Annotated in this window: 19 protein-coding genes; 16 read left to right on the top strand and 3 right to left on the bottom strand. The window is 47.9% G+C overall.

The genetic code is table 11. The features are described 5' to 3' along the window. The first annotated feature begins 14 nt into the window (after positions 1–14). The gene (locus M1E06_RS17735; protein ID WP_043054169.1) at positions 15–866 is read left to right on the top strand and encodes a methyl-accepting chemotaxis protein; all 852 of its coding nucleotides are present in this window, start codon (positions 15–17) and stop codon (positions 864–866) included. Between the two features lie 157 nt (positions 867–1,023). Here the strand turns inward: M1E06_RS17735 and cyoE are convergent, their stop codons facing one another. Then, on the bottom strand, positions 1,024–1,941 hold the full coding sequence (gene cyoE / locus M1E06_RS17730; RefSeq protein WP_023855785.1) for a heme o synthase: 918 nt from the start codon (positions 1,939–1,941) through the stop codon (positions 1,024–1,026). A gap of 128 nt (positions 1,942–2,069) precedes the next feature. On the opposite strand from cyoE, the gene M1E06_RS17725 reads away from it, so the two are divergent. The 4 genes from M1E06_RS17725 (at position 2,070) to M1E06_RS17710 (ending at position 6,450) form a co-directional block, all read left to right on the top strand. Beyond that, positions 2,070–2,675 carry a TetR/AcrR family transcriptional regulator gene (locus M1E06_RS17725; RefSeq protein ID WP_020450502.1) on the top strand — a complete coding sequence of 202 codons (606 nt, stop codon included), beginning with the start codon at positions 2,070–2,072 and terminating at the stop codon, positions 2,673–2,675. A gap of 147 nt (positions 2,676–2,822) precedes the next feature. Next, positions 2,823–4,247, top strand: a complete 1,425-nt coding sequence (locus tag M1E06_RS17720; RefSeq protein WP_023855784.1) for an SLC13 family permease — start codon at positions 2,823–2,825, stop codon at positions 4,245–4,247. Positions 4,248–4,331: 84 nt separating this feature from the next. Then, complete coding sequence (locus M1E06_RS17715; RefSeq protein WP_035336994.1) at positions 4,332–6,221, top strand: ABC-F family ATP-binding cassette domain-containing protein; 1,890 nt, start codon at positions 4,332–4,334, stop codon at positions 6,219–6,221. Between the two features lie 58 nt (positions 6,222–6,279). Then, on the top strand, positions 6,280–6,450 hold the full coding sequence (locus tag M1E06_RS17710; protein ID WP_186440166.1) for a hypothetical protein: 171 nt from the start codon (positions 6,280–6,282) through the stop codon (positions 6,448–6,450). 32 nt (positions 6,451–6,482) lie between these two features. Here the strand turns inward: M1E06_RS17710 and folE2 are convergent, their stop codons facing one another. Beyond that, the gene (folE2, locus tag M1E06_RS17705) at positions 6,483–7,385 is read right to left on the bottom strand and encodes a GTP cyclohydrolase FolE2 (RefSeq protein ID WP_026578908.1); all 903 of its coding nucleotides are present in this window, start codon (positions 7,383–7,385) and stop codon (positions 6,483–6,485) included. Positions 7,386–7,517: 132 nt separating this feature from the next. On the opposite strand from folE2, the gene M1E06_RS17700 reads away from it, so the two are divergent. The 9 genes from M1E06_RS17700 (at position 7,518) to M1E06_RS17660 (ending at position 17,917) form a co-directional block, all read left to right on the top strand. Next, the gene (locus M1E06_RS17700) at positions 7,518–8,630 is read left to right on the top strand and encodes an NAD(P)/FAD-dependent oxidoreductase (RefSeq protein ID WP_035336993.1); all 1,113 of its coding nucleotides are present in this window, start codon (positions 7,518–7,520) and stop codon (positions 8,628–8,630) included. Next, a complete protein-coding gene (locus M1E06_RS17695) occupies positions 8,624–10,297 on the top strand; it encodes a nucleoside recognition domain-containing protein (protein WP_035336991.1) in 1,674 nt (557 codons plus the stop codon). Before M1E06_RS17700 ends, M1E06_RS17695 begins: the two co-directional genes overlap by 7 nt. A 65-nt stretch (positions 10,298–10,362) precedes the next feature. Continuing rightward, complete coding sequence (locus M1E06_RS17690) at positions 10,363–11,565, top strand: GTP-binding protein (protein WP_035336989.1); 1,203 nt, start codon at positions 10,363–10,365, stop codon at positions 11,563–11,565. 181 nt (positions 11,566–11,746) lie between these two features. Then, positions 11,747–12,517, top strand: coding sequence for a 6-carboxyhexanoate--CoA ligase (gene bioW, locus M1E06_RS17685; protein WP_020450511.1), 771 nt, complete (start codon positions 11,747–11,749; stop codon positions 12,515–12,517). Further along, positions 12,514–13,860: an adenosylmethionine--8-amino-7-oxononanoate transaminase gene (gene bioA, locus M1E06_RS17680; protein WP_035336987.1), complete on the top strand. Its 1,347-nt coding sequence runs from the start codon at positions 12,514–12,516 to the stop codon at positions 13,858–13,860. Before bioW ends, bioA begins: the two co-directional genes overlap by 4 nt. Further along, complete coding sequence (gene bioF, locus M1E06_RS17675; protein WP_035336985.1) at positions 13,850–15,001, top strand: 8-amino-7-oxononanoate synthase; 1,152 nt, start codon at positions 13,850–13,852, stop codon at positions 14,999–15,001. Before bioA ends, bioF begins: the two co-directional genes overlap by 11 nt. Next, positions 14,998–15,705 carry a dethiobiotin synthase gene (gene bioD / locus M1E06_RS17670; protein ID WP_020450514.1) on the top strand — a complete coding sequence of 236 codons (708 nt, stop codon included), beginning with the start codon at positions 14,998–15,000 and terminating at the stop codon, positions 15,703–15,705. The genes bioF and bioD overlap by 4 nt, the downstream gene beginning before the upstream one ends. Continuing rightward, complete coding sequence (gene bioB / locus M1E06_RS17665) at positions 15,702–16,703, top strand: biotin synthase BioB (RefSeq protein WP_020450515.1); 1,002 nt, start codon at positions 15,702–15,704, stop codon at positions 16,701–16,703. The genes bioD and bioB overlap by 4 nt, the downstream gene beginning before the upstream one ends. 17 nt (positions 16,704–16,720) lie before the next feature. Then, positions 16,721–17,917: a cytochrome P450 gene (locus M1E06_RS17660; protein WP_035336982.1), complete on the top strand. Its 1,197-nt coding sequence runs from the start codon at positions 16,721–16,723 to the stop codon at positions 17,915–17,917. 37 nt (positions 17,918–17,954) lie between these two features. Here M1E06_RS17660 and M1E06_RS17655 read toward each other — a convergent pair whose 3' ends face one another. Then, positions 17,955–18,785 (bottom strand): ion transporter, encoded by an 831-nt coding sequence (locus M1E06_RS17655; protein ID WP_035336980.1) that lies wholly within the window; start codon positions 18,783–18,785, stop codon positions 17,955–17,957. A 165-nt stretch (positions 18,786–18,950) separates the two neighbouring features. On the opposite strand from M1E06_RS17655, the gene M1E06_RS17650 reads away from it, so the two are divergent. Continuing rightward, a complete protein-coding gene (locus M1E06_RS17650; RefSeq protein WP_035336978.1) occupies positions 18,951–19,373 on the top strand; it encodes a MerR family transcriptional regulator in 423 nt (140 codons plus the stop codon). A gap of 59 nt (positions 19,374–19,432) precedes the next feature. After that, on the top strand, positions 19,433–20,617 hold the full coding sequence (locus tag M1E06_RS17645; protein WP_020450519.1) for an MFS transporter: 1,185 nt from the start codon (positions 19,433–19,435) through the stop codon (positions 20,615–20,617). Positions 20,618–20,827 lie beyond the last annotated feature (210 nt).

The raw sequence follows: 20,827 nt of genomic DNA, 5'->3' as shown, positions 1-20,827 counted from the left end.
GGAGGATTTGATACATGAATGAAGCAGTAAAAACGGACATCCACCCGCTGCTGGATGCTTTTGTGAAAGTGGCGCCGTTTCTGAATCAGCTGATTCAGGACGATGTGACAGTGGGGATTTACGATACTGAAAAGCTGATCGTCAACATTCCGGGAAAGACATTTTCCCTTGATGTCAAAGCGGGTGATCCTTTGCAGGAAGGCGATATTATTACAGACGCCATCCGCCAAAACAAAAAGAAAGTGAGCATGGTGCCTAAGGAGCTGTTCGGCTTTCCTCTTGCGGCGAGAGCGATCCCGCTCCATGACGAGAACGGAAGAGTTATCGGCGGAGTCGGACTCGGCACGAGTCTTGAAAAATCGGATCAGCTTCACCGCGTCGCGGAAAGCCTGTCGGTCATCGTCGAACAGACGGCCTCAGCCATTCAGGATATCGCCGAATCTGTCAGCGGATTTTCCGGACAAATGTCCGACATTTCCAAGCAGGCGAAAGAAGTCAGTGAAAGCGCCGGAGAAATTGAGAAAATTTCGGTTACCGTAAAAGGTATTTCAGATCAAAGCAACCTGCTCGGACTGAACGCGGCGATTGAAGCGGCGAGAGCCGGAGAATCAGGAAAAGGGTTCTCCGTCGTCGCCGACGAAATCCGCAAGCTTGCGACACACTCAAAAGAAAACGTCGGTCAGATTGATCAAATCACGAAGAAAATCCACGCGTTATTGAAAGACCTTGAGCAATCGATCGAAGTCATCAATGAACATACGAGCGGCCAGGCCGCCGGCGTTGAACAAATTTCCGCCACCATGCAGGAGATCAGCAGCAACGCGCAAAACCTCGCCAAGATGGCGGAACACCATTTTGAAGACTAGATATAGAAAAAAACTGCCTGACAATGTGTCGGCAGTTTTTTTACTAACACTACTACACTAGCGATTGAAATGACTGCCGTAAATATGGCCCATGAGTATGCTCTTTCCCGTCACACTGGAATTCCTTCAAACGTGTAAAAGAGACGATATCAAATAACTATATATTGAAAATAACTCCAATAAGAGAATAGATAATGACAGTCGAAAAAAGAATTGTCATATGAATCAGAGAGTAAATAAACATGGATTTTGCCCATTTCTCTGAATCCATTTTTTTGTAACCATACACACTAAGAACCAACCATATGACACCTAATATAAGGGAAACAAGCATAATGCCGAGGCTCAAAGAAATAAAAAGGAGACTTGTCCCGATAAGGATGATTAAATAAATATTAGTTTGTATATATGTTCTTTTAACTCCTTTGATAACAGGGAGCATTGGAACTTTCGCAGCCTTATACTCATCATTTTTTCGAATGGCTATAGCATAGAAATGAGGCATTTGCCATATCACAGATGTCACAAAAAGACCGAGAACAGCAGGATGTGTGATGTCCGGATAGACAGCTGACCATCCAATAAGAGGCGGCATAGCTCCGCCGATACTCCCGACCTCTGTATTGTAAACTGTTCTTCTCTTACTCCACATGGTATACGGGACAATATAAAAAAACAATCCTAGAAACCCTAGGAGTGCTGCCAGAGAGGTGGTGAAACCAAGGATTATTACACCAAAAATCATCATAAAGATACCGAGCCATAGAACTGTTTTAGGCTTTATTTCTCCTGTAACGGTTGGTCTGTTTTTGGTTCTCTCCATAATAGAATCTATATCCCGGTCATATAAGTTGTTAAAAGCTCCTGCCGCTCCCATTACTAAAATAGACCCAATTAATGCAAAAAATATTTCTGGTAATTTCTCAGAAAGGCTGATTTTATAAGTATATAAAGATAATGTTAATCCAGAAAACATCGGAATAAGGTTAGATTTAATAATTCCTGTTTTAATGGTTTTTGACAATATGATGGACACAGGTCGTTTATCCGTTTTGATATTATTTTCAATTTGCATCATTCTTCTCCTCTTTTTAATGGCCACACGTTGATTTAGTGAAGTGCTAGTGATACCTTTTAGAATATACATACTATATGGTATGTTAATTCTGAACAGTATGATTGTCAATAAGAGGAGGAAGAAGAATGCTTAGAAGAAGGCTAACCCAAAAAGAGCGAAAAGAGGAAACACGTCAATTGTTGTTAGAATCGGCTGTTGAGATTTTTTCGGAGCTTGGCTTTCATGGGGCTTCTGTTGAAAAAATTGCTGAACATGCCGGATTTAGCAAAGGAGCGGTTTACTCCAATTTTAAATCTAAGGAAGAGCTCTTTCTGGCCTTATTGGAACAACAAATGAATTTACAAGTGAATAACATCGATCAAATCATAAATAATCAGCATTCACTTTCATATTTTATTGAAACAATGAATGATCATTTTGTCTCAGTGGTGAAAGAAAATCAAAAGTGGATGATTTTAAATATGGAATTTCTTCTTTATGTGATGCGTAATGAGTCAGTGCGCTACAAATGGTCTTGCATGATCAGGGAGTCTGTGGACCGGATCTCCAAGTCTGTCGCGAAACTAATGTTGAAAGAGAATCATGAGGTTACGCTATCTTCGGAAGAAATCGCTTGGACTATTTTTTCACTCGAAAATGGTCTTGCGATATTCAATTTTATTAATGGAGAAAGCGTCCCGATGAATTTATATGGAAAAGCGCTAAAAAATTTGCTTTCAGCCTCTGAGTGACTTTTTAATAGAAAAGTTGTACTTTTCAATTTCTAGGCTCAGTGTGATACATTAATTTAAATTTTATTTTAAATTTTTTAGAGGAATTTTCCCCGGGCGAAGCGAAAGTGAAGAATGGGAAATCGCTTTCAAAGGGGGAAGGGGTAAATGAGAGTATATACACCGACTAAACTGACCGGATTGTTATTGGGGCCGATCAGTTTTTTGCTGATTCTCGGCTTGATACCGGAAGCTGAGTTGGCTTACGCGCCGCGGATCGTTCTTGCGGTTACAGCTTGGACGGCCGTCTGGTGGATTACGGAAGCCGTGCCGATTCCGGCGGCATCGCTCTTGCCAGTCATTTTGCTGCCGACATTGGGCGGTTTAGATATGGAAACGACGGCCAAAGCATACGGCGATCCGATTGTGTTTATGTATATGGGGGGATTTATCATTGCGATCGCCATCGAAAAATGGAATCTTCATAAACGGATGGCCTTGCATATTTTGAAGCGGATCGGGGCTGAAAGCCATCGAATCGTGCTCGGCGTGATGGCGGCGACGGCATTTTTATCGATGTGGATTTCGAATGCTGCCACCGCTTTGATGATGCTTCCCGTAGCGCTTGCAGTTATTAAAGAAGTGCAGGAAAAAGAAATTTTAAAAGGCGAATCGCTGCAGAAGTTCAGCAAAAGCATTTTGCTGGCTGTCGCGTATGCGGCTTCGATCGGCGGACTTGCCACATTGGTCGGTTCCGTCCCGAATGCGGTCTTTGCCGCGATGTCAAAACAGATGCTCAATCACGAAATTATGTTTTTTGAGTGGTTTTTATTCGGGTTCCCGGTTTCCGTTCTGTTTCTTGCTATTTTATATGTTTATTTAACGAAAATAAAATTTAAAGTGAGCGCCTTTCAAGGAAAAAAACCTGATTTTATCGATCATGATTTAAAGGCGCTTGGCGCAATGACGAGGGAGGAAAAATCGGTTTTTGCCGTTTTTTTGTTGACCGCATGTTTGTGGATGTTCAAATTCATCCTGCCGTTTCAAATTTCAGATACGTCGATTGCGATTTTCGGAGCGGTTTTGCTGTTTTTAATTCCGAGTACAAAGGATGAACGGATTTTGGAATGGAAGGATATGCAGACGCTGCCATGGGGGCTTCTTCTGTTGTTTGGAGGCGGCTTGTCGCTTGCGGCCGGTTTTTCGGCGACCAATCTGACGGCATGGATCGGCGGCAAGCTAAAGCTGTTGGAAGGCCATCCTTACTTATTTGTACTGATCATTTTGACGGCTGCGATTTTATTTATGACCGAAATCATGTCTAATACGGCTGTCGCCAATATGGTGATTCCGATGACGATCGGCCTTGGCGCCGCGCTTCAGGTCGAGCCGTACGGGCTGATGGCGGCAGCTGCGCTTGCTTCATCATGCGCCTTTATGCTCCCGATCTCCACCCCGCCGAATGCGGCCGTTTTCAGCTCCAATCTGCTGACGATGAAGGACATGGTCAGGGCGGGCTTTTGGCTCAATATCGCAGGTGTCGTCTTGATCGTGATCAGCGTATATTTCTGGCTTCCGGCCGTCTTCCTGTAATGTCCGTGAAAAAGCTCTCACTAGTTTTCTTGCATCATCTGCATTAAAATAAGGTTATGACATTACGTTAGGATTGGTAGACAGATGAGCATTTTTAAAGCGGAAGGTTTATATAAAACTTACGGAGATAAAACATTATTTGACCATATATCGTTTCATATCGAAGAAAACGAACGGATCGGCTTGATCGGACCGAACGGAACGGGAAAAAGCAGTTTGCTGAAAGTGATCGCTGGCCATGAATCGACCGAAAAAGGAGACATCACCAAGCCTGGCAGCCTCCATATCGAGTACTTGGATCAGGATCCTGATTTGGACGGTCCGGAAACCGTACTTGAGCACATTTATTCGGGAGATTCCGTGATGATGCGGACGATGAGGGCGTATGAGCAGGCGCTTCAGGAGCTGAATGCTTCGCCTGATGATCCGAAGAAGCAGGAAAACCTGCTGGCGGCACAGGGGAAAATGGACGAACACGGCGCCTGGGACGCGAATACAGCGGCAAAAACGATTTTAACGAAGCTTGGCGTCGCGGATGTGGCAAAAGAAGTAAGCTCGCTATCAGGAGGGCAAAAAAAGCGGGTTGCGATTGCGAAAACATTGATTCAGCCTGCTGACCTCCTCATTTTGGATGAGCCGACAAACCACTTGGACAATGAAACGATCGAATGGCTTGAAGGCTATTTGAGCGGGTATCCGGGCTCCGTCGTCCTCGTCACCCATGACCGCTATTTTTTAAACCGGGTGACAAACAGGATCTATGAACTGGATCGCGGGCGCCTATACACATACAAAGGGAACTACGAAGTGTTTTTGGAAAAGCGGGCCGAAAGAGAAGCGCTCGCCGAACAAAGCGAAACGAAGCGGCAAAACCTTCTCCGAAGGGAGCTTGCCTGGCTGAGAAGAGGAGCCAAAGCCCGTTCGACAAAACAAAAAGCAAGAATTCAGCGGGTGGAGGAACTAAAGGAACAAGATGCGCCTGAAACCGGCTCTTCCCTTGATTTCGCCATCGGCTCCCACCGTCTCGGCAAGCAGGTGATTGAAGCGGAAGGTGTTGACATCAGCCGCGGCGGCAATCAGCTTGTCCGTTCATTCGATGAACTGATTGTGCCCGGGGACCGGATCGGCATCATCGGACCGAACGGGATCGGCAAAACAACGCTTTTAAACGCGCTTGCCGGCCGCGTCAAGCCTGATGGAGGGCAGATCACGATCGGCCAGACTGTAAGAATCGGATACTATACACAGGATCACAGCGAAATGAACGATGCGCTGCAGGTCGTCGAATACATTAAGGAGACGGCTGAGGTCGTCAAAACGGCCGACGGACAAGTGGTCACAGCTGAGCAGATGCTGGAAAGGTTCCTTTTTCCGCGGAGCATGCAGCGCAACTTGATTCGCAAGCTGTCAGGCGGAGAAAAGAGGCGCCTTTATCTCTTGAAAGTGCTGATGGAAGAGCCGAACGTCCTGTTCCTTGATGAGCCGACAAACGACCTTGATACCGAGACGCTCGGAGTGCTGGAAGATTATTTGGAACAGTTTCCCGGCGTTGTCGTGACCGTTTCCCATGACCGCTATTTCCTTGACCGTGTCGTCGACAGGCTGCTTGTATTTGAAGGCAGCGGAAACGTTTCGCGTTTTCAAGGTTCATACAGCGAATATATGGAGAAGCAAAAGGAGACCAGCCGTCAAAAGCCGGCGCCTGAAGCCGCAGAACCTGTCAAACCTGAGAAAAAGAAAAGAAAGAAGCTGTCTTATAAAGATCAGCTGGAATGGGACGGCATCGAAGACAGAATCGCCGCTCTGGAAGAAAAGCATAAACGGCTTGAAGAGGAAATCGCCGCCGCCGGCAGCGACTTCGCCAAGATTCAGACGTTGATGGAAGAGCAGGCGCAAACAGCCGCAGAACTCGATGCGGCAATGGAGCGCTGGACCGAGCTGTCTCTGATGATCGAGGAGCTGGAACAATCGTAAGTGAGACTGCCGGGAAATCCCGGCGGTTTTGATGTGGAAAAAAGGAGTTTGAACAAATATGCCTTTTGAAGAATTGCTCAGCTGTCTGCTGATGGCCGCATTATGTGTTCTCTTGTTTGTAAAAGCAATGGGTTACCGCAAAGAAAACAGAAGAGGCTTAATGGCGTCCTTTATGATATTCAGCATCGTCTGCTTGATCACGCTCATCATTAAAATTCCTGTTCATTGATAAAAGCTCGGCCATTCTTTCGGCCGAGCTTTTTAACATTTGGAAAACGACAGCCGCGCCACCGCATCATGCATGTGAATCGATTCTTCGTTCCGGCATTCGATCTCAAAGGCGGAGATCCAGTTCATTTCGTATAAGTCGGCAGCCGTTAAGCGGATGACGTCTTCTACAAATCTTGGATTTTCATAAGCCTGTTCAGTCACTCTTTTTTCGTCGGGCCTTTTTAAGACGGGATGGAGCTTTGCGCTTGCGTTCGTTTCCGCTGCGGCAAGAAGCTCGGTTTTGAAATCGTCCGGCATCTCCGCCTGCTCATTGATATGTGCGGTGATCTTGATTATGCCGCGCTGGTTATGGGCGCTGTATTCGCTGATTTCTTTTGAACACGGGCAGAGCGTCGTCACATGGGCCGTGATGCCGACGGTTTGTGAAAAGCCTTTGTTTTCATGATAAGAGACTGTCATATGGATATCGGCGTGCATCAATCCTGACAGTTTGGTTTCCGGGCTAAGGCGCTCGAAATACCATGGAAAACTGACAGAGACGGATGCGCTTTGCTGTTCCATATTGTCGGCTAAATCCTTTGCAAAATCTTTCAGTGTATGGACATCAATCGTCCAGTTTGCTTCGTGATAGCGCTGCAGCTGTTCTGTCAGGCGGCTCATATTGATTCCTTTGCGGCCGCGCGCAAGGCTCGTCGTAAAGGAAAAAGCGCCGATCGTCGTTTGTGTAAACGGCTTGAGCGAGGATGCAATCAAAATCGGATGCGAAACGTTTGAGACACCGACATGGTCAATGTCAAAAAAATAGTCGTTCGGTGTATTTTGAATATCCTTCATCTGTTCTTTATCGTTCGGTTTTATTCCTTTCACGGCTTCGACAGATCCGAAGCGGCGGTGGCGTTCGGGTTTTGCGGGCAAATGCAGTATACGTTCCATTGATGAGACCCCTTTCTGTATTAAATCGAAATAGTTCCTATTTATTTTGAGGGAATGCTGTGATAAAATCAAGTGGTCATGTCTAAAGCATGTAAATTAAATCGAAATGATTTCGTTTAGGGAGTGGTTGTTTTGCAGCATAGCGAAATCGTCATTGTTGGAGCGGGACCCGCAGGTATTGGAATGGGAATCGTTCTGAAAAAACTCGGTTTTCAATCGTTTACGATTTTGGAAAAAGACCGTGCAGGAGCTTCATTTCGAAGCTGGCCTGAAGAAATGAAACTGATAACACCGTCCTTTACCGGGCAGGGATTCGGGGCTTTGGATTTAAATGCTGTTGCTCCGGGAACATCCCCTGCCTTTACTTTTCACCGCGAGCACTTGAGCGGGCAGGAGTATGGAGATTATTTGGCGCTTTTGGCCGATCATTTTCAGCTTCCAATTCAAGAAGGCACATCGGTTCGCAATGTTTATAAAGACGACGGCGGTTTTTCAGTTGAAACTAATAAAGGCATGATGATGGCCAAAGACGTTATTTGGGGAGCCGGTGAATTCCAATTCCCGAAATATTCGTTTCATGGTGCAGAGATTGGCATCCACAACAGCAAGGTCGCCAGATGGAGCCAATTTGAAAAAGCCCATTATTACGTGGTAGGCGGCTATGAAAGCGCAATGGATGCGGCGGTTCAACTGGCGTCCTATGGCAGCGATGTGACGGTTGTGATGCCGAATTCGCTCCGCGAAAACGCTGAAGCCGATCCAAGCCGGTCGCTTTCACCTTATACATGGGAGCGTCTTGAAGATGCATATGAAAAAGGGAAGGTTCAGTTTTTGGAAAAAGCCCTGGTAGAAAAACTGGCGAAAAATGGACCAGCCTATGATTTATATTTGTCAGACGGGAGGAAAATACGCTCGGAAACACGGCCGATTATCGCGACAGGCTTTCATTCCGGGGCAAAACAAATCGAGCATTTGTTTGAATGGGGAGAGAACGGCAAACCGCTTTTAACGAATAAAGATATGTCGACCGTGACGGACGGTCTTTATTTAATCGGGCCGAGCGTTCAGCACCAAAACGCCGTCTTTTGTTTCATTTATAAATTCAGGCAGCGATTCGCCGTCATCGTCGAGCATTTGTTGGAAAAACGAAAGTTTTCGATTGATGAAAAGGTGCTGACAGAATACAGGGAAAATCAAATGTTTCTCACGGATTTGAGCTGTTGTGAGGTGCAGTGTGAATGCTGAAAGAGCCAACGCGGCGGCAGCGCATGCTCTTTATCGGACTCGAATCGGTCGGGAAAACAACGCTTTTTTCCGCGATCACAGATCAGAGAGCAGGCGAAGCAGCCAATGTGAAAGGATCGACGATATTTGCGGCTGAACGGGAGATCAAAAGCCTTCCGGGCTGGCAAGCCATTGATACACCGGGCATTCGGGAGGATGACAGCGTGTCGAAAAGAGCGCTGAAAAAAGAGATCGAAAAGGCCGATGAGGTGGTTGCCGTCTTGCGCGGCACCCATTTTTCAGAAGAGCTGAACGCGGTCTTGGACCTGATTCCGCCGGATGCCAGGCGCGTCTGCTTTATCGTTACGTTTCAGGATAAAATGACGGACGCCATGCGCCGGACGCTTTCTGAGCAAGTGGCCAAGCACAGTCTCCCGGTCCTGCTGGTTGATACGAGAACTGTGACAGACGATAAAAAAGAGCATATCATCGCTTTTTTAAGAAAAGAGGCTGAATTTCATCCGCTGAAACGGAAACGGATGAAACAGATTGAACTTGAAAGTGTGGCTGTTCAGCAGTTTGTGTTTCATCGTCCCGTAGTTGGGCCTGTTGTGAGTACTGCACTTTTATGTTTGTTATTTATGGTGCCGATCATATTGGCTTATCATACATCAGAGTGGATGCAGCAATACGCGGACGAATGGGCGGTTGAACCTCTCCAAAATGCGGTCGGAGGCTTGCCGTCATGGCTGAGCGCGGCATTGGCGGGGAATTATGGCCTGTTATCCCTTGGCATTTACTCGTTTGTTTGGGCGTTTCCTGTCGTTTTGTTTATGTCTATAGCAAATGCGGCAGCAGATGATTCGGGTTTAAAGGACCGGATCGTCGATTCACTGGACCCGCTGATGCGGAAGATCGGTCTGAACGGCCGCGATTTAGTTCCGCTTTTGACCGGATTTGGCTGCAATGTCGTTGCCGTTCAGCAGACGCGGTCGTGCAGCATGTGTACGAGAAAGCGTTGTGTATCATTTATTTCTTTCGGATCAGCGTGCAGCTACCAAATCGGCGCGACGCTGTCGATTTTTCATGCTGCGGGAAGGGAGTGGCTGTTTATCCCTTACCTCGCTGTTCTTGTTGCCGCAGCAGCCGCTCATAACCGGATATGGTATCGCATTGATCAGAAATGGGCCGCTTACTTCGAGCGCCGGCAAACGTTTTTACAGATGCCGTCCTGGAAAGGGATCGTCTTTCGAGTAAAAGAAGTGCTCCAGCAATTTATCTTTCAGGCGATGCCGATCTTTCTCATCATTTGCCTGGCGGCGACAGTATTGAATGAACTCGGTGTCATCCGTCTTGTGACATTGCTTGTCTCGCCTGTTTTAAGCCTGTTCGGTGCTCCGGAAGATGCGGCGCCGGGCCTTGTTTTTTCTCTGATCAGGAAAGACGGTATTCTCTTGTTCAATGAAGGGAATGGAGCGCTTCTTGATGTGCTGCCGGGGGCAACGCTCTTTCTGCTCATTTACTTGGCATCAACCTTTACTCCATGCATGGTGACGGTTTGGACAATTGCCAAGGAACTGGGGATGAAAACGGCGGCAGCCATTATGGGAAAACAGATGGCCACTTCAGTCGTGTCAGTTTTGATCATCATGATCATCTGGAAGCTGACACTTTGCATTTTTAAATAAATTGTGGTGAAATAAAATATAAATCGTAATAATTACGATTTGATAAGAGGAAGGAGAATGAAAAAATGAGTAAAAAGATTCCTGTAACAGTGTTAAGCGGATACCTGGGGGCGGGTAAAACGACGCTGCTGAATCACATATTGCAAAACCGCCAAGGGCTGAAAGTCGCCGTTATCGTTAATGACATGAGCGAAGTCAACATTGATGCCGGGCTTGTCAAGCAAGGCGGTGGCCTGTCGAGGACGGATGAAAAGCTGGTCGAAATGTCAAACGGCTGCATTTGCTGCACACTCAGAGAGGACTTGCTGGTTGAAGTCGAAAAACTGGCGAAGCAAGGAAATATCGATTATATCGTGATCGAATCGACCGGTATCAGCGAACCGATCCCGGTCGCTCAGACGTTCTCTTACATCGACGAAGAATTGGGTATTGATTTGACGCGGTTCTGCCGTTTGGACACAATGGTCACGGTGGTCGACGCCAATCGTTTTTGGCACGATTTTCAGTCGGGGGACAGCCTGCTGGACCGGAAAGAGGCTGTCGGTGAAGAGGATGAACGTGATATCGCCGATCTGCTCATCGATCAAATCGAGTTTTGCGATGTGCTGATTTTGAATAAATGCGACCTTGTCTCCGAGGAAGATCTGGAAAAGCTTGAGAAAGTGCTGAAAACGTTGCAGCCTAAAGCAAACATCATCAGAGCGGTCAAAGGAGAGGTCGATCCGAAGGTCATCTTAAACACCGGTCTTTTCAATTTTGACGAAGCAAGCGGCTCAGCAGGCTGGATCAGGGAATTAAACGAAGGACACCACCAGCATACGCCTGAGACTGAAGAATACGGAATATCTTCGTTTGTATACGAAGCGCGCCGTCCTTTTCATACCGAGCGGTTTTATAACTGGATTCATTCGCTGCCGGAAAACGTCGTCAGGGCGAAAGGAATCGCCTGGTGTGCGACGCGCAACAGCCTTGCCCTTTTGATGTCGCAGGCAGGGCCATCCGTGTCGCTGGAACCGATCTCTTATTGGGTGGCCGCGCTGTCCAAGGCGGAACAGGAGCAAATCCTCAGACAGAATCCAGAGCTATTAAAAGAATGGAATGAAGAATTCGGAGACCGCCACACAAAGCTCGTCTTTATCGGATTGGATCTGTCCCCGTCAGAAATTACCGCCGAAGCGGATCGATGCCTTTTGACAGATTCGGAGATGGCGGACGACTGGTCGCTTTTATCTGACCCGTTCGATTGGCAGATTGAAAGAGCTAGATAAATGAATTTCCACATTAAGACAAAAGAGATATCTCTTTTGTCTTTTTTTATTTCAAACAAACCGGTGTTTTGTACACCATGTTGACATATCAGGAAAGGAATACTAATATTTTATTGTAATGTTAACTTAAATTATTTATAGGTTAACATATGAGTGCGGTGTTTAGAGGGGGGATGAAAGCATGAAGGGAGAAGCGTATTACAGTGTGAGAATGAGAGCCTCCGAGAACGGTCCCCATGAAGAGGGGGGAAAACACATATCCGGAGGAGAGCGGCTTGCGCCTTTCATCGGTGTAAAGGATGCCGTCAGCGATTTATTGGAAAAAGCATTGTCTCATTCGCGGGGCAAGCCGGACTTTATGCAAATTCGCTTCGATCTTGTAAACGAACCGATAAAGTTTGTCCAGCCTCTGCGCATTGAAACGAATGAAACAAAATCAGCGGAAGAAGGACAAGCGCTTGCCCGTGAGCTGATCAGCCGCGCCGGCGTACCGAAAAACGCGGTAGACAAAGCGTTTCAAGGCATTGCCGAATACTCGGACGTAAGGGGCGCCGTTTTGTTTGACATTCATTCAGGCCGGAGGATTGACGGAAGAAAACAAAAAGGAGTGCGCGTCTCACGGCTCGATTGGCCGGAAGCCGATTTTCAAATGTGGGCGGCTTTGTGCGGAATGCCGCCGAATCCGCGGTTGAAAGAGGCGCTTGCCATCGCTTCTAAGGTATGTGAGCATCCGGCTGTCGTCGCCGAATTATGCTGGTCAGATGACCCTGATTACATAACGGGCTATGTTGCAGCTAAAAAGCTGGGTTATCAGCGGATAACAAGGATGAAAGAGCATGGAGACGAGAGCGGCTGCCGGATTTTTTTTGTTGATGGATTAACAGATATCAAGAGCTGTATAGACGGCTTGGAAAAACAGCCTGTATTCATTCGGTCGGGAGGTAAAACATGAATCAATCATTCGTTGAAAAAAGCAAAAAATATCTTTGGCTGCCTTTTACCCAAATGAAAGACTATGACGAAAACCCGCTGATCATCGAAAGCGGGGAGGGCATCAAACTGAAAGATATCGACAGCAGGGAGTACTATGACGGATTTTCTTCAGTATGGCTCAATGTCCACGGCCATCGCAAGAAGGAACTGGATGAAGCCATCAATAAACAGCTCGGCAAAATCGCTCATTCGACATTGCTGGGGATGACAAATGTTCCGGCGACAGAGCTTGCCGAGGTGTTAATCAAGATCACACCGGAAAAGCTGACGCGTGTTTTTTATTCGGACAGCGGCGCTGCAGCAATGGAAATCGCGCTGAAAATGGCCTTTCAATATTGGAAAAACATCGGCAAGCCGGAGAAACAAAAATTCATTTCGATGAAAAACGGCTATCACGGCGATACGATCGGCGCTGTCAGCGTCGGTGCGATCGAGCTCTTCCACCATGTATACGGGCCGCTTATGTTTGAAAGCTTTAAGGTAAATGTTCCTTACGTATACCGCTCGAAAAGCGGCAACCCGGACGAGTGCCGCGATGAATGCCTCGCAGAACTCGAACGGCTCCTGAGCGAGCGGCACGGTGAGATCGCCGCGCTGTCGGTCGAATCGATGGTCCAAGGGGCATCGGGGATGATCGTGATGCCTGAAGGATATTTGGCAGGCGTCCGGGAGCTTTGTACGAAATATGACGTTTTAATGATTGTCGATGAAGTGGCGACAGGATTCGGCCGAACCGGGAAAATGTTTGCCTGTGAGCATGAACGTGTTCAGCCTGACTTGATGGCGGCTGGAAAGGCCATTACCGGAGGCTATTTGCCGATCGCCGTCACTTTTGCGACAGAGGAAATTTATCAGGCATTTTATGATGACTATGACAAACTGAAAACGTTTTTCCACGGCCATTCGTACACGGGGAACCAGCTTGGCTGCGCCGTTGCTCTGGAAAATTTGCGCCTGTTCGAATCGGAAAAAATCGTCGCTCAAGTTGCGGAAAAGTCGAAAATAGTGGAATCGCTTTTTCATGATCTTGCAGTGCTCCCTCATGTCGGCGACATCCGCCAGCTCGGTTTAATGAGCGGGATCGAACTCGTTCAGTCGAAAGAAACGAGGCAGCCTTATCCGCCTGAAGAGCGAATCGGATACCGGGTGTCTTTGAAAATGAGGGAGCTTGGCATGCTGACGAGGCCGCTCGGGGATGTTATCGCATTTCTTCCTCCGCTCGCCAGCACCGCCGATGACCTGAGCGCTATGGTGTCCATTATGAAAGAAGCGATTCAAGAGGTTACAGGCCGTGCACATTGACGAATGGCTCAGCAGTCGGCTCGCCAGGACGAAGGCAGCCGGGCTTTACCGCTCGCTTAAACCGCCTCAAGCTGACGCGGAAGCGAAACGTACGAATTGGGCGTCAAACGATTATTTGAGCCTGGCGAACGACAAACGGCTGATTCATGCCGCAGAAACGGCCTTCCGCCGCTTTGGAGCCGGAAGCACAGGGTCAAGGCTGACGTCCGGCAATACCGAATGGCATGAAAAACTTGAGCGGAAAATCGCCGGTTTTAAGCAGACAGAAGCCGCTCTCTTGTTTTCAAGCGGATATTTGGCCAATATCGGCGTGCTTTCGTCTTTGCCTGAAAAAGGAGACGTCATATTAAGCGATCAATTGAACCATGCGAGCATCATCGACGGCTGCCGCCTTTCAAAAGCTGATACGGTTGTTTACCGCCACACGGATATGAATGATCTTGAAGAAAAACTCCGCACCGCACAGAGCCGGGCTCGCCGTTTTATTGTGACAGACGGCGTGTTCAGCATGGACGGCACAATTGCGCCGCTTGACGAAATCATGCTCCTTGCCAAGCGGTACCGGGCCTTTGTCATCGTTGATGATGCTCACGCAACAGGGGTTTTGGGAGATGCCGGCAGGGGAACGGGCGAGTATTTCGGCGTCTCCCCAGATGTTGTGATCGGTACGTTAAGTAAAGCTGTAGGCGCGGAAGGCGGCTTCGTCGCGGGCTCTAAAGCATTGATCGATTTTTTGCTGAATCATGCGAGAACGTTTATCTTTCAAACGGCTGTCCCGCCCGCAAGCTGTGCGGCGGCATGCAGAGCTTTAGACATCATTAAAGACAGCCGGAATAAACGCCGGCTTTTGCAATCATCGGTGACCACGATCAAACGGGGTCTCGAGGATATCGGGTTTACGGTCAAGAGAGAAGATACGCCGATCATACCCGTTATGATCGGAGACCCTCAAAAAGCCATTCGATTTGCAAACGGCCTCAAGGAGAAAGGGATTGAGGCCCCGGCCATCCGCCCGCCGACTGTTGCGGAAGGAGAGAGCCGGATCAGGCTGACCGTCACCGCAGATCGCAAGTTAAGAGATATTGAAGCTCTATTAGAGGGGTTTAAATTAGTGGGAAGAGAGTTGAACTTGGTGAAATGAAGGGTTTTTTTGTAACGGGAACTGATACAGGAGTAGGGAAGACGTTTATCGCTTGCGGCCTTGCCGCTTTGTTGAAAGAGCAGCATGTTGATGTCGGCGTGTTCAAGCCGTTTTTGAGCGGAGAGCTTAGCAGCGATCCGCAGAGTGATACAGCACTTTTGAAGAACAGCTCTGAAACATCTCTCGCTGATGAGGAGATCACACCTTTCGTGTTTAAAGAGCCGCTTGCACCTTACACAGCAGGGAAGCTCGAAGGGAGGACCGTCGGGCTGGAAGATGCCGTGAACCATTGGAAAAAGATTAAGGATCGGCACGATTGCTTCATTGTTGAAGGGGCAGGCGGGATTGCGGTGCCGCTCGGAGAGGATTATTTCGTCAGCGACTTGATCAAAGCGCTCGATTTGCCGGCTGTCATTGTGGCGCGTCCCAATCTTGGAACGATCAACCATACGTATTTAACCGTCCAATACGCGAAACAAATGGGGATACGCGTGATCGGCATCGTGATCAACGGCATCAGCAGCCGGCCCGGACTTGACGAACAGACGAATCCGGACATGATTGAAAGATTTTGCGGTGTGCCGCTCCTCGGCGTTACGCCGAAGCTTGAAGACGTTTCACCAACACAAATTCACCACATGATCAAGGAGCATGTCGATGTTTCCTTGATTATGAATCAAATGCAAATGGGGGCAGAAACATGAATCAGTGGATGGAACTTGCAGAACGGGTGCTGGATGGCGGAGAAGTAACTGAAAAAGAGGCGCTTTCCATCTTGGAATGCTCGGATGACGACGTTCTCCTGCTTATGCATGCTGCATTTCAAATCAGAAAACGCTACTTTGGAAAAAAAGTAAAGCTCAATATGATTATGAATGCAAAATCCGGACTTTGTCCGGAAAACTGCGGCTACTGCTCGCAGTCTTCGATATCAAAAGCGCCGATCGACAGCTACAGGATGGTCGACAAAACGACCCTGCTTGAAGGTGCAAAGCGTGCGCACGATTTAAATATCGGAACGTATTGCATCGTGGCGAGCGGCAGAGGCCCGTCCAACAGAGATGTCGATCAAGTGGTCGGCGCCGTTAAAGAAATTAAAGAAACGTACGGCTTAAAAGTCTGTGCATGCCTCGGACTGCTAAAGCCCGAACAGGCCGAGCGGCTGAAGGAAGCCGGAGTGGACCGGTACAATCACAACATCAATACATCAAAAAGCAATCATTCAAACATTACAACGTCCCACACGTATGATGACAGAGTAAACACTGTGGAAACAGCCAAAAAATCCGGAATGTCCCCATGCTCGGGCGTCATTGTCGGGATGAAAGAGACGAAGCAGGATGTCGTCGATATGGCGAATAGCTTAAAGGCGCTTGATGCAGACTCAATTCCGGTTAATTTTTTGCATGCGATCGACGGAACTCCGCTGGAAGGGGTCAATGAATTAAATCCGCTTTATTGTTTAAAGGTTTTGGCTTTGTTCCGCTTTATCAACCCGACAAAGGAAATCCGTATTTCAGGGGGGCGCGAAGTCAACCTCCGCTCCTTGCAGCCGCTGGGGCTGTATGCCGCCAATTCGATCTTCGTCGGAGACTATTTAACAACGGCAGGGCAGAATGAAACAGAGGACCATAAGATGCTCCATGATTTAGGATTTGAAGTCGAATCGGTGGAAGAAATGAAAGCCAGTTTACAGCGGTAACACGGGGGAGATATAGCATGACGACAGAACTGCACGAGGCAGGGCCGCGTCTGAAATCGGATTCGGATTTTTGGAGAGATCCATATCTGTTTTACGATAAACTGCGGTCCGTTCATCCTGTATATAAAGGAACCGTTTTAAAGCATCCGGGATTGTATGTCACCGGATATGAAGAAGCGGCGGCGATTTTGAGGGACGCGGTATTTAAAAACCGCGTTCCTCTCCCTGAAGCCTCTACAAAATATGAACAACTTCACGAATTGCAGCGGAATATGATGCTGTTTCAAAATGAGTCCGGCCATAAGCGGATGCGGACGATTGTCGGCAAAGAATTCATGCCGCAGAAGACGGCATCTTTCCGTCCTGTTATAGAAGAAATCGTCCATGAATTGCTCGATCAGCTTGAAAACAAGAAGACGGCGGACATGGTATCCGAATTCGCCTTTCCTTTGGCAAGCCTTATCATTGCCGACATGCTCGGCGTCCCCGCAGAGGAGAGATATCAATTCAGGCAATGGACGGCGGATCTCATTCGAACGATCGATTTGACCCGCACACGAAAGGTGCTGGCAAAAGGCGGGGATACCGTTGCCAAGCTGACGGCGTATTTTAAAGATTTGATTGAAAAGCGAAAAGCTCATCCTTCTCAAGACCTGATCAGCACATTCGCCGGTCATGAGCAGCTCGCCGAAGATGAAGTGCTTGCGACGTGCATTCTGCTTGTGATTGCCGGGCACGAGACGACGGTCAACCTTTTGACGAACGGATTGTTTTTGCTCATGAACCATCCCGGCCAGCTCAGCGCGCTGAAAGAAAATCCGCTGCTGATTGAGTCAGCCGTTGAAGAATGCCTGCGCTATGAAAGTCCGACACAGCTGACAGCGCGCACCGCGTCAGAGGACTGTGAAATCAACGGGAAGATCATCAAAAAAGGAGAGCGCATATACATCCTTTTAGGCGCCGCCAACCGCGATCCGAAGATATTTCAAAATCCGCATGTATTTGACATCACGAGAAAACCGAATCCGCACCTTGCCTTTGGAGCCGGTGCACACATATGTTTAGGCTCGGCATTGGCGCGGCTCGAAGCGCAAATTGCCATTCCCGCATTGTTGGAGCGGCTGCCTAAGTTGAAGCTTGCTTCAACAGACATTCCATTTCGCAGGTTAATCGGCTTTAGATCGCTGGCCGAGCTGCCTGTCATTCTCAATTAAAGACAAAAAAGGGCTGGCTTACAGGTGCCGGCCCTTTTTAATCTTTCTTTTCATTTTGCGTGATATAGGTTTCCAGAAGCGTTTTTAATTCTTTAACCTCCGCGCGCAGTTCTTTGATTTCTTTTGTATCCTCTTTCAGCTCGCCTGTCTCATCTTCTATTTCCTGAGAAATTTTTTGTGCATTATTCACGATTTCCCCGACGATCAAGTTGATCATAATGAAAGTCGCAATGATGATAAATGAAACGAAATAGAGCCATGACCAGCCGCTCTCGGCAAAAATCGGCCTGAATATGCCGCTTGCCCACGATTCGAGCGTAAAGGTTTGGAACAGTGTCAGAAGGCTGAGCTGCAGGTTGCCGAAGTATTCCGGCGCGATAGCAGAAAAGAACATCGTACCGATGACGGCGTACACATAAAAAATGATGCTCATCAGAATAATGACGCTGCTGATAGTCGGAATCGCCATAAACAGCGCATTGACGATCCGTCTTAATGAGGGAACGGAAGTGATCGTCCGCAGCACCCGCAGCACCCGGAAGATACGGAGAACGCTGACGAAATTCGTATTGTAAAGAATCAAACTGCCGGCGACGATTACGAAGTCAAAAACGTTCCAGTTGTTTTTAAAAAAGTGCTGTTTTTGAACGAATAGTTTAAGAGATAGTTCGATGACAAATATCGTTAAAAACAAACAATCCACAATAAAAAATACTTTTTGATAAGGTTTAAAGAAAGCGTAAGTTTCCAAACCGATCGAGATGGCATTCAACACAATGACCGTCGTTATGAATGACTGAAACAGCCGGCTTTCAATCAATGCCGAAACTTTACTTTGAACTGAAAATCGATTTTGATGAGTGTTCACTCTGATTATTTGTCCTCCTGTTTAGTTGTCCATTCTATGATACGTTACAGCAGCAGGATGATGTCAAGTCAGTTCTTTTTTTTGTATCGAAAAAAACTTAACGTTTACGTAAAAGTATAATAGTAGTATAATAGAAAAGAAGAAAAATCTCGGGGGGATATGGACGTGGAGTGGATGAAGATTGATCAAATGGCCAAGCGAAGCGGCCTGACGAAAAGAACGATCCGCTTTTACGAAGAAATCGGTCTGCTTTCTTCACCGAAGCGGACGGAAGGCGGTGTCCGTCTTTACTCTGAAGACGATCTTGAAGAGCTTGAAAGAGTGATCAGCGCGAAGGAAGTGCTGGGATTCTCGCTGCAGGAGCTCCAGCAGTTCATGGAAACGGGCAAGCACTTGGAGATGAATAAAGAAGGATACCTTTTATCGCTGGACAAACGGGAACGAAAAGAAAAGCTCGAAGACATTCAGAGGATGCTGAATGAACAGATGAGAATGATTGATGAAAAGATTGAAAAATTTCAATCATTCAAGAAGCGCTTGGAGGCTATGCAGGCAAAAGCCGAGAATGCGCTTGAATCAATTGATTAAACAAGAAAAACGCTATTTTTATAGCGTTTCTTTATTTGCAAAGAAAGGTTTGATAGATCATGAATGAACAACCACCTGAGAACTCAAGTATGTTTAAACAGCCAAAAGCGGTCTGGGCCGTGGCCTTTGCTTGCGTGATCTCGTTTATGGGGATCGGGCTTGTCGATCCGATTCTGCCGGCGATTGCGCGGCAGCTGCATGCTTCCCCCAGCCAAGTTTCGCTTTTATTTACAAGCTATCTGCTAGTCACAGGTTTCGCCATGCTTTTATCAGGCGCCGTATCGAGCCGGATTGGGGCAAAGCTGACGTTAATCAGCGGCTTGATCCTGATCATCGTTTTTGCAGGCTTGGGCGGGCTTTCGCATTCCATTTCTCAGCTCGTCGGCTTTCGCGGCGGCTGGGGACTCGGAAACGCCATGTTTATCTCAACTGCGCTTGCCGTCATTGTCAGCGTGGCATCTGGCGGAAGCGCAAAAGCCATTATTTTGTATGAGGCGGCTTTGGGATTGGGCATTTCGGTTGGACCGCTTGCCGGTGGAGAGCTTGGCACAATATCGTGGAGAGCGCCGTTTTTCGGCGTATCGGTTTTAATGGCGGCCGCTCTTTTGGCCATCTTTTTTCTTTTGCCGCCTGTCCAAAAGCCGCGGAAGAAAATTTCCGTCAGCGCGCCGATCAAAGCGCTTCGTTATAAAGGGCTATTGACGCTTTCAGGCGCCGCATTCTTATATAACTTCGGTTTCTTCACCCTGCTTGCATATTCGCCGTTTGTTCTTGACTTAAATGAACGGGGCCTCGGCTACGTCTTTTTCGGCTGGGGGCTGTTTCTTGCGATCACTTCCGTTTTCATCGCTCCGGCCGTACAGCGGATCTTTGGAACCGTCCGCTCGCTGATCTTTCTGTTTATGCTGTTTGCAGCTGATTTGCTCGCGATCGGGATTTGGACGGAGCACATGGCGCTCGTCATCGGGGCGATCATCATAGCCGGAGGGATTCTGGGCATGATCAATACGATTTTGACAACAGCGGTGATGGAAGCTGCGCCTGTCGAACGGTCTGTCGCTTCATCTGCCTACAGCTCCATCCGGTTCATCGGCGGGGCCATTGCGCCTTGGATCGCCGGTGTGTTAGCCGATCATTTTACTGCGCATACTCCCTATTTTGCAGGATGCATCGCCGTGCTTGCCGGCATGGCCGTTTTGACTGGAGGCCGCCGTTATTTGGCAGGCATCAAAGCCGGTCATTAATGAAATCAGCGTGTCGAGAAACCCTCGCATTCGTTGTCAGGCCTGCGCGTCGGTGCTCACGAATAGAGGAAGGATCGGCGACTAACCGCCCAGGCGTCCTGCCTGAACGTCGCCGTCATCACCTCCTGTGAAAGTCCGCTCCGATGCTCGGCCTTCCTAGACTGCAAAGGTTTTCAATCACGCAGAAAGGATGACAAAATCCCAAAACAA

This window comes from Bacillus sp. AK124 (assembly GCF_053903085.1).
Note: the sequence above shows the minus strand (reverse complement) of the source record. Positions and strands in the feature narration are given on the sequence as shown.